Source organism: Kribbella pittospori (assembly GCF_004331465.1).
Taxonomy (GTDB): Bacteria; Actinomycetota; Actinomycetes; order Propionibacteriales; family Kribbellaceae; genus Kribbella; species Kribbella pittospori.
The window spans coordinates 258,972-272,079 of record NZ_SJKB01000010.1 but is presented as its reverse complement, the minus strand read 5'-3'; the positions used below and the strand labels follow the sequence as shown (position 1 = coordinate 272,079).

At 67.9% G+C, this 13,108-nt stretch carries 14 protein-coding genes; 6 read left to right on the top strand and 8 right to left on the bottom strand.

What is annotated here, in order from left to right; all coding sequences use genetic code 11:
* Window positions 1-164 precede the first annotated feature (164 nt).
* Window positions 165-722: a hypothetical protein gene (locus tag E0H73_RS30110; RefSeq protein ID WP_131361970.1), complete on the top strand. Its 558-nt coding sequence runs from the start codon at window positions 165-167 to the stop codon at window positions 720-722.
* 6 nt (window positions 723-728) lie between these two features.
* Here the strand turns inward: E0H73_RS30110 and E0H73_RS30105 are convergent, their stop codons facing one another.
* Window positions 729-2,186, bottom strand: a complete 1,458-nt coding sequence (locus tag E0H73_RS30105) for a S8/S53 family peptidase (RefSeq protein ID WP_165555879.1) — start codon at window positions 2,184-2,186, stop codon at window positions 729-731.
* Window positions 2,187-2,278: 92 nt separating this feature from the next.
* Here E0H73_RS30105 and E0H73_RS30100 point away from each other — a divergent pair, with 92 nt between their 5' ends.
* Window positions 2,279-4,900 (top strand): CHAT domain-containing protein, encoded by a 2,622-nt coding sequence (locus E0H73_RS30100; RefSeq protein WP_131361968.1) that lies wholly within the window; start codon window positions 2,279-2,281, stop codon window positions 4,898-4,900.
* A gap of 5 nt (window positions 4,901-4,905) precedes the next feature.
* Here E0H73_RS30100 and E0H73_RS30095 read toward each other — a convergent pair whose 3' ends face one another.
* Entirely contained in the window at window positions 4,906-5,385 is a 480-nt protein-coding gene (locus E0H73_RS30095; protein WP_131361967.1) for a hypothetical protein, read from the bottom strand.
* Window positions 5,375-5,968: an RNA polymerase sigma factor gene (locus E0H73_RS30090; protein WP_131361966.1), complete on the bottom strand. Its 594-nt coding sequence runs from the start codon at window positions 5,966-5,968 to the stop codon at window positions 5,375-5,377. The genes E0H73_RS30095 and E0H73_RS30090 overlap by 11 nt, the downstream gene beginning before the upstream one ends.
* 231 nt (window positions 5,969-6,199) lie before the next feature.
* On the opposite strand from E0H73_RS30090, the gene E0H73_RS30085 reads away from it, so the two are divergent.
* Entirely contained in the window at window positions 6,200-6,775 is a 576-nt protein-coding gene (locus E0H73_RS30085) for a hypothetical protein (RefSeq protein WP_131361965.1), read from the top strand.
* 154 nt (window positions 6,776-6,929) lie between these two features.
* On the opposite strand, the gene E0H73_RS30080 is transcribed toward E0H73_RS30085, so the two are convergent.
* Entirely contained in the window at window positions 6,930-8,162 is a 1,233-nt protein-coding gene (locus E0H73_RS30080) for an MFS transporter (protein ID WP_202867623.1), read from the bottom strand.
* Window positions 8,163-8,188: 26 nt separating this feature from the next.
* Between E0H73_RS30080 and E0H73_RS30075 the strand changes: the two genes are divergently transcribed.
* Window positions 8,189-8,686 (top strand): winged helix-turn-helix transcriptional regulator, encoded by a 498-nt coding sequence (locus tag E0H73_RS30075; RefSeq protein ID WP_131361964.1) that lies wholly within the window; start codon window positions 8,189-8,191, stop codon window positions 8,684-8,686.
* A gap of 3 nt (window positions 8,687-8,689) precedes the next feature.
* Here E0H73_RS30075 and E0H73_RS30070 read toward each other — a convergent pair whose 3' ends face one another.
* The 4 genes from E0H73_RS30070 to E0H73_RS30055 all read right to left on the bottom strand — a co-directional run bounded on the left by E0H73_RS30070 (window position 8,690) and on the right by E0H73_RS30055 (window position 11,939).
* Entirely contained in the window at window positions 8,690-9,271 is a 582-nt protein-coding gene (locus tag E0H73_RS30070; protein ID WP_131361963.1) for an NAD-dependent epimerase/dehydratase family protein, read from the bottom strand.
* Between the two features lie 120 nt (window positions 9,272-9,391).
* Window positions 9,392-10,225: a pyrroline-5-carboxylate reductase gene (gene proC, locus E0H73_RS30065; protein ID WP_238164375.1), complete on the bottom strand. Its 834-nt coding sequence runs from the start codon at window positions 10,223-10,225 to the stop codon at window positions 9,392-9,394.
* Window positions 10,222-10,935 (bottom strand): GntR family transcriptional regulator, encoded by a 714-nt coding sequence (locus E0H73_RS30060; RefSeq protein WP_238164374.1) that lies wholly within the window; start codon window positions 10,933-10,935, stop codon window positions 10,222-10,224. The genes proC and E0H73_RS30060 overlap by 4 nt, the downstream gene beginning before the upstream one ends.
* Window positions 10,932-11,939, bottom strand: a complete 1,008-nt coding sequence (locus tag E0H73_RS30055; RefSeq protein WP_131361962.1) for a proline racemase family protein — start codon at window positions 11,937-11,939, stop codon at window positions 10,932-10,934. Before E0H73_RS30055 ends, E0H73_RS30060 begins: the two co-directional genes overlap by 4 nt.
* Window positions 11,940-12,114: 175 nt before the next feature.
* On the opposite strand from E0H73_RS30055, the gene E0H73_RS30050 reads away from it, so the two are divergent.
* Together E0H73_RS30050 and E0H73_RS30045 are read left to right on the top strand one after the other, a co-directional pair.
* Entirely contained in the window at window positions 12,115-12,522 is a 408-nt protein-coding gene (locus E0H73_RS30050) for a hypothetical protein (protein WP_131361961.1), read from the top strand.
* Between the two features lie 31 nt (window positions 12,523-12,553).
* Window positions 12,554-13,069, top strand: coding sequence for an RDD family protein (locus E0H73_RS30045; protein ID WP_131361960.1), 516 nt, complete (start codon window positions 12,554-12,556; stop codon window positions 13,067-13,069).
* Window positions 13,070-13,108 lie beyond the last annotated feature (39 nt).

The following is a 13,108-nucleotide window of genomic DNA, read 5'->3' as shown; positions in this document are numbered from 1 at the left end:
GGATCTGATACCACCGCCCGCACCCGAATCCGGATGTATCCGGGCGCGGCCTCGCGACTCTGGTTCGGGAGGGGAAGAGAACGAACCGGAGGGATCCAGTGACCACCACAGCACGTCCTGCCACTGCCCGGCCTGGCATTGCCCGGCCGCGGAACAAGGCCGCGATGAAGCCGATGACCCGGCGGATGATCGGCGCGATCAACTTCGCCGAGGCGATCATCACGCTGGTCGGTCTGATCGCGGCGTACGGCATCGCCGAGCGGCTCGTGTCCGACCAGGAGATCACCGGGTCGGCCGGCATCGCGACCCGGACGGTGCACTGGTGGGGCCCGGACTTCACGACCACGTTGAACATGTCGCTGCTGATCGTCGGCGCGGCAGCCGGCGCCGTCGGCAGCGTCATCCATCAGAGCATGGTCTTCGCCCAGCGGGCCGGTCTGGAGACGCTGGAGCGCGGGTTCGTCTGGTGGTACCTGCTGCGTCCGGTCTGGTCCGCTCTGCTGGGCTCGGTGATCGTCGTCGCCGTCAACACCGGCCTGATCAGCATCGGCGACGAGACGACCTCCTCGGCCGGCGTGACAGTGCTGATGATGACGGGCTGCCTGGCCGGTCTGTTCACCGATCAGGCGATGGTGCGACTGCGTCCGCTGCTGGGCGTCACTCCGCCCGAGGACTCCCAGGTCCCGGACGAAGAGACGACCCCGAACGACGACCAGCGCTGAACCCGGCTACTCCGGCAGCAGCACAGCTCCGACACCGGGTTGTGCTGCCTGCCGGGCCTCCGCGATCAATGCGGCCGCCGCGTCCCGGCCGTTCTCGCCGGTTCGCGACATCCGCGCTGCGATCAGCCCGGCGACGAGCGGCGTACTGAACGACGTACCGCTCCATCTCGCCATGCCGTGGAACTCCTCCTGCCGCGGCGGGCGTCCGGGACCCACGTGCGGCGGCTCGCGATACGTGTAGTTCCCGACCGGGAACGCGTTGATCAGGTCCTGCCCGGGCGCATAGACGTCGACCCAGCCGCCGTAGTCGCTGAAGCTCGCTCGTCCGTGCCAGTACGTGTTGAGCGCTCCGACGGACACGGTGTACGGCGCCGCGGCCGGCCAGAACGCCTTCCGGTCGGCATAGTTGCCCGCAGCAACTACGAAGACGACACCCTTGTGATGGCTGAGACGTCGTTCGTTGAAGACCCCGAAGGTTGGCAGGCCGGTCGCGTCGTGGCAGTACGTGCCCGCCGACATGCTGATGATGTCGGGGTCGTCCTTCTCGATGATCTCGTCCAGCTTCGCGACCAGGTCGGACTCCACCACCGTGCCCTCGGGTCCGAACCCCTTCCGGACGCAGACCTCCGCGAGCGGGGCGACGGACCTGATGACTCCCGCGATGAACGTTCCGTGGCCGGCGTAGAACTCCAGAGTGTTGCCGAGGATCCCGAGGTCCTTGTCCCCCTCCACGCCTTTCAGCCAGTCGCTGCGGTCCGGCGCCGTGTCATCGAAGCCCGTGTCGACGACGACGATCTTGACGCCCTCGCCGGCGGATCGATGCGGTGTGTACCCGGGATACGGGGCGCTTCCGGCCGGCACCGGCTCAGGCTCGGTCGCCGGACAACCTGCACCGTTGCCCCGGCCACCGGTGATGGAGACGAGATGATTCGGTGTCCCCACCCCAGGCCCAAGCCCAGTGACAAGCACCGTCTGCGGCACCGTATTCGGCGGGCGCTCCCCTTCTTCGGATCCCGCACCTTCCGCGGACCCCGCATCGTCCGCGGGCCGCTCGCCCTGCTCCGGCCCGGAGCTTTCCGCCGGTGTGTCCACGTCCCCTGGCTGATCTGCGGGGCGGTTGATCGTGACTTCGCCACCCTCCCGGAGCAGCTTGAGCGTCTCGAGGGTGCCGAGCTGCGGATTGAGCTCCGGGTTCAACCGAATCAGCCGGATACCAGCGATCACCGGCCGCGACACCGGCTCCCGGTCACCGCGGGGCAGCAGGTGCAACTGGTCCAGAATCCTGCGCACATGCTCGAAATGCTCTTCCCGCACCAGAATCGTGCCGGCCTCGTAGAAGAAGTCGATCCCGGAATCCGTCCCCGCTCCCCGCCCCGTCGCCAATTTCCGCGGATGCTCGGAGTCGCGGTCGAAGCCACTGAGAATCAAGGCACGCTGGGCGTCCTCCGGTGTTTCAGGAACCACCGTAGCTTCCTCAGTGCGACCTTCCGGACTCGTTGCGTCGTCTTCTGACATGACCCCTCCCGATTGCGCAGTAGGTTTCTTAGACTCCTTGGATGTCAGCCGGTGACCGTCACGACGATCCCGACCGACTCCTGCCGCTGGCGGTGTCCCGCCCGTCCGAAGCACTCGCGGCGGCCGCCATGGTGCTGGCGGATACTCCGGACCCGAGGACCGCGTCGATCGCTCGTCAGGCGCGCGCGATCGTCCTGCGCGACTCCGGCCACCAGACCGAAGCGGTCACCGAACTCCGCCGCGCGTTGCGCCTGGCCAAGAGTTCCGCCGAGCCCGAACGCATCGCCGACGTCCAAGCAACCCTCGGCCTCACACTCGGCCTGGGAGGCAAACACGTCGAAGCGCTCGCCCTGTTGGAACAGGCGATCGCGAACAGCAAGGGCGCCGCCGCGGGAAGGGCCTTGACCCGACGCGGATACCTGCTCCGAGTCCTCGGCCGGTACGACGAAGCGCTCGCCGACCTCCGCCAGGCCGTCATGCTCCTGCATCGCGGCGACGACCAGGTCTGGGAGGCTCGCGCACGGACGCACCGATTCCTGGTGTACGCCGCCCTCGGACAGGCAGCCCACGCCGACCGAGACCTCGTGGTGGCCGAGCAACTGTCGGCTGCCAACGGCCAGGAACTCGAATCGGCCATGCTCGTGCACAACCGCGCCGACGTGGCGTTCCAGGCAGGCGACCTGCCCGCGGCGCTGGGCTTCCTCGACGAGGCGGCGGCGCGGTACACGGCACTTCAGACGGAGTGGCCGAGCTTGGCGATCGACCGTTGCGCCGTACTGCTCGCCGCCGGTCTCGCGACCGAAGCCGTCACCACGACCGAACAGGTCCTGCGCGACCATCTGCGTCGCGATCCAGGAGGGACCGGGACGGCCGAGCTCCTCTTCGCCGTGGCACAAGCCGCGCAGGCGGCCGAACGACCGGCGCTCGCTGAGGAACGTGCTGTCCAAGCCGGTCGACTGTTCCGCCAGCAAGGCCGGAAGGGCTGGCTGGCGCGGACGACGTACCTCACGCTCCAGGCGCAGTACGACGCCGGTCAGCGTGGCGATCGGCTCTGCGCCGAGGCTCAGCGGCTCGCCGATCAGCTCGATGAGTTCAGCTCCCCGGACGCACTCTCGGCGCACCTTCTGGCCGGCCGCCTCGCTGCTGACGCGGGACGCCAGGCCGACGCCGATCGCCATCTCGCCCTCGCGGCACGTTTCCGTCATCGCGGTCCGACGTTCGGGCACGCGGCCGGCTGGCTGGCCCACGCGCTGCGGGCCGAGGGACGTGGCGACACGGCCGCGACCCTGATCGCCTGTCGCCACGGTCTCGAAGCCGCGGCCGACCACCAACGCTCCTTGGCCGCACCAGAGTTGCGTGCCCACGCCGCGGCGTACGGCGTCGAACTCGCCGCCCTGGCCCAGCGTCACGCCGTACGACGGAACGACGCGCGGATGCTGTTGCGGTGGAGCGAGCAGTGGCGCGCCGGTGCCCTGGCGCTGCCACCGGTCCGCCCTCCCGACGATCCCGAACTGGCGGCCGAGCTCGCCGCACTGCGCAACGTGGCTCGACGCGTCGAGGCCGCTCAAAGGGCGGACGAGGACACCGATCGGCTCCAGCTCGAACGGAACCGGCTCGAGTCGTCCATCCGGGCCCGAACCAGGCGGCTCAGCAACCGATCCGGCACGTCGGCCGATCCGCGTCGCCGGGATGACGCAGCTGACCTCGGCATGTTGATCGAGAGCCTGGGAGACCATCGCCTGGTCGAGATCACTGCGCTCGACGGCGTGCTGCACGCGATCACGGTTGTCGACCGGAGAGTTCGCATGTATCCGATCGGTCCGGTCGACGTCGCCGTACGGGAGCTCGATCTCGCACTGTTCATGCTGCGTCGGCTGGCGCACGGCCGTGCGCACTCCGGAGCTGTCGAGCGAATGGATGCGGTCGGTCTCCGGCTGCAACAGGTCCTGCTGGGTCCGGCGGCTGCCGGGCTCGGCGACGGACCTGTCCTGATCGTCCCGCCGGCGGCTCTGCACGCGGTGCCCTGGGCGATGGTGCCGGCGTTGAGATCGGCGCCGGTCGTGGTCGCGCCGTCGGCGTCGATGTGGTTGCGGGCCGGGCACGCGCCGCGAGAACGCCGCGTCGCTCTCGTCGCGGGACCTGGTCTCCGCAGCGGCGACAACGAACTGCGGCAGATCAGGGGCAACTATCCGAATGCCGACGTCCTCGCCAACGGGCAGGCCACTGCCGACAAGACCTTGGCCGCGTTGGACGGCGCCTGGACCGCCCACATCGCGGCCCACGGGCGCTTGCGTCGCGACAACCCGCTGTTCTCCGCGTTCGCTCTCGACGACGGGCCGCTGACTCTCTACGACCTCGGCCGACTCCGCCGGGCGCCGCTGCGATTGGTCTTGTCCAGTTGCGAGTCCGGTGTCGCCGCTCCGATCGGTGCGGACGAGCTTCTCGGCGCGGTGTCCGCGCTGGTCCCACTCGGTACGGCGAGCCTGCTGGCCAGCGTCGTACCGGTCAACGACACCGCCACCGCTGGGTTGATGGTCGACTTCCACCAGCACCTGCGCGCGGGAGATTCCTTCGGCGTCGCCCTCCAGAAGGCCCGCGCCGGCGTCGGCGACGACCCGATCGAGGTCGCGACTGCCCTGTCTTTCGTGGCTCTCGGCCGCTGACGGGGTCACAGGTTGACCCAGGAGGTGATCACCGGGCTGCCGTCGACCGATCGGCACCGGATCCGCACCGGTCCGCTCCGCCTCCGATCGACCAGGAATCGTCCGAGGTCATCCAGCGGCAAGGTCTCGCGGCGGCCATCGCCGTACTCGAGCTCGCAGCCCTCCGGCGAGGCACCGATGACCTGCCCAATGACTGTCAGCTCACCGTCATCCGGCACGATCTCCAACTCGACCCGGACACCACCACCTTCGAACGACAGCAGGCGGTCCGCGACCTCGGTACGCCGTACCGCGTCGTACTCCGGGGTCAAGCCCGCGGAGTCTGCGATCAGCTCGGCCAATTGCCCGTCGAGGTCGTGCAGGCCGATCGCTTCGTGCGCGGCGGCGGTGATGTCGCCGGGCATCGGGTCGGCCTCGGCTGCGACTCGCTTCAACCACGCCAGCAGTGCGTCGTCGTCATGGTCGGCGTTCATCTCACTGATCACCGCCAGGCTCCGCGATCGTGGACTCGAACGGATACGGGTCGGCCGCCATGATCTCGCGGAGTGCCGCGAGACAACGCTTACGTGTCGGGCCGATGCTCCCGACTGGCATGTCCAGCGCTGATGCGACCTCGGTGTAACTGGGCGGCGGGTCGGTCATCAACACTCGCAGCAACGTCTGGCAGCGCGGCTTCATCGAGCGGAATGCCCGCCACAACGCCGCATCCTGCTCTCTACGCAGCAGCGCGTCGTCGAACGGATCGGTGTGGTCCGGCAGCTCGTCGAAGATCTCCAGCACCACCACTTTGGACCGGCGCCGCAACGCCGCCAGGCATTCATGGCGCATCGTGGTGGCCAGCCAGCTGCCGATGCTCTCCGGCTGCCGAAGGGTGTCGACACGCTCCATCAGCCGGAGCCAGGTGGTCTGGATGGCGTCCGCCGCATCCTCCTGGCTCAGCCGCATTCCGCGCGCGATATGCCACAGCAGATTGGTGTAGCGATCGGTCAGCGTCCGCCAGGCGACCGGGTCGGCGGAGCGCACCAAAGCGACGAGCGCCTGTTTGTCGGCATGCCGTCGCTGGTCCATCGCCCGCCCCCCTCGGCATTCTCGCCGAGGTGGGCGACGCAGTCCACAGCCTGCACGCCTTTCGCGGTTCCTGCCTCGCGCCGGGAGTAAAGGGATTGCGACAGCCATCTCCGGCCTCCTTCCGATCGACGTGATGCCGACAAGAGCCCGGGACCCGGATTCTGATACCGAAAGGTATTTACCGCACCGGCCGATTCTCTGACCTCAGAACGCACTGCGTAGGGAGGAGAAATGACCACACCGAACGGAAATCCCGGCCCACCGCGCCAGGAGAACTGGTGGACCCGCATCGGCACGTTGGGCCAGACTCTGACGGCCCTGATCGGGCTGCTCGCCGCCCTGATCCCGATCCTCGCGAAGACCGGACTTCCCGGTCAGGACGGTGATGTCACCAAGACCGACGCGATCGTGACGACCGCGCCGTACGTGCCGCCGACCACGTCACCCGCGCGGACGACGACACCGCCCGAACAGCCTGATCCGATCAACCTCACCGTCTCCGACCAACTCACCGAAGGCGCGCTTGAAGAGGTCATCGTCATCAGCCTCGAAGGAACCCGGGTCGCCACGCTGCACGCCACCAGTGCGAAGCCCGTGGTGAGCCAGCGAGTCACCGCAACGAAGCCGGGAAACTACAGCTACGTGGTCGACGCGGCCATGACCGTGTACGACGAGATCGGCGCCGTACAGGTCATCGAAGCCACCGGCCGCGGCAGCGTGATGATCGACGAAGGAACCCGCCTCGACGTCTACATCCACCAGGAACCCAACGGCCTGAGCCTCTCGCTGGAGTCCGCCGCCCCGTGAGGGGCGTGCGGCGGGGACCGGTTGCGGCCGCCTTGGCCAGAGCCTCGTCGACGAGTTCCTTCAGGGGCGCGACGGGCATGATCCCTCCTCTCCGCGGCAACGCGACCGCTCGATGCCAGCCTGCCTCGCCGAACGCTGCAGAAATGCTGCACTCCTAGGCGTGGGTACGGCGCTTGAGGCGGAGCTGGGCGATCAGGCTGACGAAGGCGAGGACGACAGTCACGGCTGTGTACGACGTGACCGCGGGGACCTCACCGATGGGGCCGGACAGCTGACCGGCGATGACCACGGGGATACCGAGGGCGAGGTAGGACACCAGGTAGATCGCGGCGACGACGCCGGCGCGCTGGTGTGGGGCCGCGAGCGGGAAGATGAGCTGGAGCGCGGCCGTGAACGCCGCGCCGAAACCGATCCCTGCGATGGCTTGTCCGATGATCATCACGGCCAGGCTTCCGGCCAGGACACCGGTGATGATGCCGATGGCCCCGGCGATCGACGTGTAGATCCCCCACGTCATCGCCCGCCGCGAGTCGACGCGGGCGAACGCCAGCCCGACCACGGCGGACGTCGCCGGCGCGACGAACCCTGCCACGCCGTTGAGAAGCCCGCTGTTCAGGTGAAAGACGCTGCGCACCATGCTCGGCGCGAGCCCGCCGGACAGACCGGCGAGCATCCAGACCGCGGCGACCACGGGCGCGGCCGCGGCGAACTCCCGGCGGGTCGCCGGCGGAAAGGCGATGCGTGGGACCAACGAATGCAACGCCCCAGGGACCCGGGTGGCGGTCTCGGGCGACAGGACCACCAGGACCGTTCCGAGGATCGTCACGATGGTCAGGACGACGAAGATGACCGAGTTCGCCGCCGGCGTGAGCTGGATCGCGAGGCCGGCCAACAGGGAGCCGAAGCCCAGACCTCCGGTCAGTCCGACACTGCCCAAGATCGTGCCCAGCCGTTTGCGGTTCGGCGCCGCGAGCTCCACCAGCGCTGCGGTGAAGGCGGCCGTTGCCGCACCACTGGCGACGCCTTGGATGATCCGGCCGGCGATCACCCAGCCCACACCCGAAGCGGCGAGAAAGGTGAGGTTCGACGCGATCTGGATGACCAGGGCACCGATCAGCACCGGACGCCGGCCGATGTGGTCAGAGAGCGAACCAACGGTGAGTACGGCGGCCAGGAAGCCGACCGCATAGACCGCGAACGCCAGCGCCAGCAAGGACGGCGCGAAATCCCACTGCTCCTTGTAGAACACGAGCAACGGGGTCAGCGCCCCGGCCGCGAGATACAGCGCGGTGAAGGTGATCGCCGCGCCCGCCATCGCGAGGCCGGCAGGGATGGTCGGCCGCCGGCGGACAACAGGCCGCTCGGCCACCACGTGAGAGGATGACATCGGAAACTCCTTGTAAAGGACGAGGTATGGCGATCACGTTCGAAGGGGTGCTGGCCGATCGGAGCACCTGGACACTCGAGAACTGCTCGATCGCGATGACGATGGATCTGATCGGCACCCGGTCGTCGATGGTGATCCTGCGCGAGGCGTTCTACGGCACCACGAGGTTCGACGACTTCACCCGGCGTACGCGGCTGACCGACGCGATCGTGGCGGCCAGGCTCAGGGATCTGACCGAGATCGGCCTGTTCAGCAAGCGGCCGTACCGCGAGCCGGGCCAGCGGACCCGCTCCGAGTACCTGCTGACGGACAAGGGCCGGGAGCTGTTGCCCGCGGTCTTCGCACTGATGCAGTGGGGCAACAAGTACGTGCAGGACGAGGAAGGCGGGCCGCTGAGCCTGGTCGAGCGAGGTACCGGCGAGCCGGTGATCATCGGAGCGCGGACCGCGTCCGGCAAGAACCTCGAGCTCGAGGACCTCGCGATCGTCGCGAACGGCGACTGGGCCGACTCGCGGGACAGCTGACGATCAGTCGGTGATGACGACGACACCGCTCGGCTCGCGCAGCGCTTGCACCGTGCGCTCCGCGGCCCGGTCGATGTGGACCCGCGGCTCCGCGGGCAACTGCTTCTCGTTGTACGTGCCCGGCCCGTAGAACTGCCCATAGCTCAGTACGACGCCACCCTCGGCAAGTACGGCTCGCTGCAACTCGGCGACCGCCAGGGCATCGGGGCCGTCAGGTAGCTGCCAGGCGACGGTCTGGGCCAGGATCTTCGGCGACCCGGCCCGCCGCGCGGCCTCGATCAGATTCTGGTTGCCCTCGGTCCGGATGCGAGCGTTCAGATCCGCGTGCGCCCCGATCCGCGTCGCGTCGTCCGGCAGGTCGGTCAGCTCGTTCAGGATCACGTCCGGCTTGAAGTCGCCCACCGCCTGGATCAGCGCGTCGCGGTCGAACACATCGCACAGGATCGGCTCGGCCCCGAGACCCTTCACCAGTTCGGTCTTCGCGACCGACCGCGTCATCCCTGCGACCACATGGCCGTCCGCCACCAGCCGCGGAATCAGCGCCCGCCCGATCACACCCGACGCCCCGGCAAGAAAGATCCTCATCGCTTCAACTCCCATCCGTGAATGTTCTGGATGTTTTATATCCAGAATATGTTTCTGACCTTAGAAGCTGACTATCGAATCGTCAAGTCAGAGGTGGTGTGACAGGGCTAACGCGGTCCTTCAGTGGTCGTCGGCCTGCTCGCCGATCTCGATGGTGCGGTCTCGGCCGGCCTCGGTGGCGGTCATGACTGCGCCACGGACTCCTGCCTTCTCGAGTTCGCGGATGGCGGTGATGGTGGTGCCGCCTGGACTACTCACAGCGGCACGGAGGCGGACCGGGTCCATGCCTGAGTCGCGCAGCATGACGGCCGCGCCAACAGCGGTCTGGATCACCATCTCCTCCGACAACTCCCGGCTCAAACCGAGCAGCACACCGGAGTCGATCAAGGCCTCGGCGAAGTAGAAGAAGAACGCCGGACCACTGCCGGAGAACGCGGTGATCGCGTTCATCTGCGTCTCCGGAACCTCGACGACCTTGCCCACCGATCGCAGCAGCGCACCGGCGCGTTCCAGATGCACGTCACTGGCGAACGATCCGGCGCAGATCGCCGTCATCCCTTCCCCCACGGACGCCGCCGTGTTCGGCATCGCCCGTACCACCGGCGTCTTCGGCACCAGCCCGCGTTCGATCTGCGCCGTACTGATCCCACCGACCACCGAGATGACCAACTGCTCGGCAGTCACGTGCTCGATCAACTGAGGGAGCAGCGCCTCGACGTGGTACGGCTTCACCATCAGCAGCACGGTGTCGGCTCCCCGCACCGCCTCGGCGAGACCAGGCGTCGAGATACCGAAGCGCTCCCGCAGGTACTGCGCCCGGTCCGGCGACTGCTCGACCACCGCGATCCGCGCCGGATCGTGCAGTACGACGTCCCCCTCGAGCAACCCGGACAGCAGTGCCGCACCAATGTTGCCGCCGCCAACGATCGCGAGACTGTCCATCAGGTTCGTCATCCCTTCTCCTGCTCGCGGTCCGGACGACCGGCCCACGCTCCACGGACATGCTTGATGTGCCGGCTCATCACGGTCGTCACCCCGGCCTCATCCCCGGCGAGGAGGCGATCGAGGATCTCGACGTGCTCCTCCGCCGAGGCGATCAGGAGTTCGTGATCGATGTCCGCCATCCCGGTGAGCCGACTGCGGGCGCGCAGATTGCCGACGATCTCGACCAGGGTCTGATTCGCCGCGAGTTCGAGCAGCGACAGATGGAAGTGGCGGTCGAGACCGACGAAGCCGACCAGGTCCCGCTGCCTGGTCAGTTCGACGAGTTGCCGCGCCGCGGGATAGAGCGCCTCGAGTTGGCGCCGCGTCTCGTCGGTGACGTTGGTCGCCAGCCCGGCGACTGTCGGAACCTCGAGCAGCAGCCGGACTCCGGTGATGTCGTCGAGTTGCTTGTCGGACAGTTCGACGACCCGGAATCCCTTGTTTCGAACGGCTTCGACCAGTCCTTCGGCCGCGAGGTCGAGCATGGCCTCGCGGACCGGTGTCGGTGAGACTCCGAACTGCTGGGCGAGAGTCGGAGCGGAGTACACGACGCCTTTCTGCATCCGCCCGGCGATCACGGAGGCTCGCAGTACGTCGCCGATCTGCTGGCGGAGGTTCGGACCGCCGCCGAGGTGCGGGATGCCGATCTGGTCGGCCATGACGTTGCCTTGGACGGTCATCGCAGCACGAAACCCGATCCGAGCGGATCGCGCGGATCCAGCGTGAAGATGGCCTGGCCGGTCTCGTACGCGGCGCCGGTGACCTCGGTGACCACGGCCTGATGACCGTCGGCCTCGACGTGCTCGACGACCCGGCCGAGGAACGTCGTACCCACGATCGAGTCGTGCTTGAGGGTGCGGCCGATCGGCAGCCGGCCGTCCTCGGCCAGCAATGCGACGCGTGCGGATGTCCCGGAACCACAAGGTGACCGGTCGAGTTCGCCGTCCGCGAAGATGGTGACGTTGCGCTGGTGCGGACCGTCCTCGGTCCCGCCGAGGTCGTCGTACAGGATGGTGCCGTAGATGCCGTCGAGGCGGCTGTCGGTCGGGTGCCGCGCCCACTGGGTGTCGTTCAGCGCCCACTTGACCTCGCGCCCGACGGAGATCAGGTCCGTGCTGTTCTTCGGCGTCACCTCGAGGCCGACCGAGGACGCGTCGACGGATGCGTAGAGGGCGCCGCCGTAGCTGATGTCCGCCCGGACCGTGCCGCGCCCGATCGTGACTTCGATGCCCCGGGCAACGACGTACGCCGGGATGTTGCGGAACGAGACCCGTTCGACTTCTCCACCCACACAGGTGACCCGGGCCAGGACGCGGCCCGACGGTACGTCGATCACCACCTCGGTGTCGCCGTCCGGCGTAGCTGGGATCTGCCCGGTCCGGACAGCCCAGGCGCCGAGCGCGATGGTGCCGTGACCGCACGCCGTCGAGTAGCCGTCCTTGTGCCAGAACAGGACGCCGAGATCGGCGCCGTCGTCATCGGGCGGCACCAGGAAGCCGCCGTACATGTCGGCATGTCCCCGCGGCTCGTTCACCAGAAGTTGCCGTACGGCGTCGACCTCAGGCGACGTCTGCGCGTACGACCGCCGTTCCAGAATCGTCTGTCCCGGTATGTCGGGAAGTCCGCCAGTCACGATCCGGAACGGCTCGCCGGCCGTGTGGTAGTCCGTCACGCTGACTCGCATCCCAGCTCCCAACCACCCGGTGGCATCTGCCACAGCACAGTAGCATGTAATATTTTACTGATCGGGCCGGGACTTCTCTCCTGCTCCCCAACGATCCGCAGCATCGCAAGACCTCCGGGTGGTCGACCCTTCGGCGGGCAGGATGTGGGGGGTCGCGACGGAAGGGATGCGTGGGATGAAGGGCAAGTGGGCTGGGGGGCTGGCTTTGCTCGGTGCTGTGTGGATGCTGTTCTTGTTCTTCAATTCCGCCGATGTGAAGTACTACGGGTTCGACAACGGCGACCCGATCAGCGTCAAGTGCCCGGCGCTGGGCCGGCTCAGCTCCGAAACGCAGGACCTGGACGAGCCGCTCAGTGAGGACGAGTCGGACGCGCTCTCGGCGTTCATGGACAAGGTTCGCGGGTCGGACGAGCCCGCGGAGTCTCAGCAGAAGACGGAGGACGAGGCGCGGCAGACGATCCTCGCCGACTGCCAGCAAGTCCGCACCGACCGCGTGGCCCTGCTCATCCTGGTCACCTTCGCCACCGGCCTCCTCACGTTCGCCCAGGTCCTGCGGTCCCGCCGCAAACCAATCGAAGAGTGACGCCGCGGTGGCCGACGGCGGTTAGTGCGCCATGGTGACGAGGCGGCGGCTGGCCTGGCTGCGGATCACGGCGTGGGTGGTCGACTGGCTGTGCATCCTGGTGCTGGCGGTAATGCTGGTTCCGATCGGGTTGGTCGTGCATGGACTCGAGTTGCCGGTCTGGGCGCTCAACCTCGGGTCGTTTCTGCTGCTGGTTCTGCCCGCCACGCTGTGGCTGGCCTGGCGAGAGTCGGCGCGTGGAGCTACACCCGGCAAGCGGCTGCGCGGGCTGATGGTGGTGTCGGCTCGGACCGGCCGGCAGGTGTCGTTCCGGCGGGCGCTGGCCCGGAACGCTCTGAAGGTGACTGTGCCCTGGGAGCTCGGGCACACGGTCGCCTACGGATTCGCGACCGAGGCGGACCCCGGCGCTTGGCTGATCGTCGTGAGCATCGTCCTGTACGCCGTCGTCCTCGTCTGGATCGCAGGGTTGTTCGCCCGCGTCTCGCCGTACGACGCGTTGGCCGGCACTCGCGTGGTCCTAACGTCTGGCGATCAGAATATTAGTTAGGTTGAGCGCTTGTGATCTGGATCCCTAATGCTTAGACTC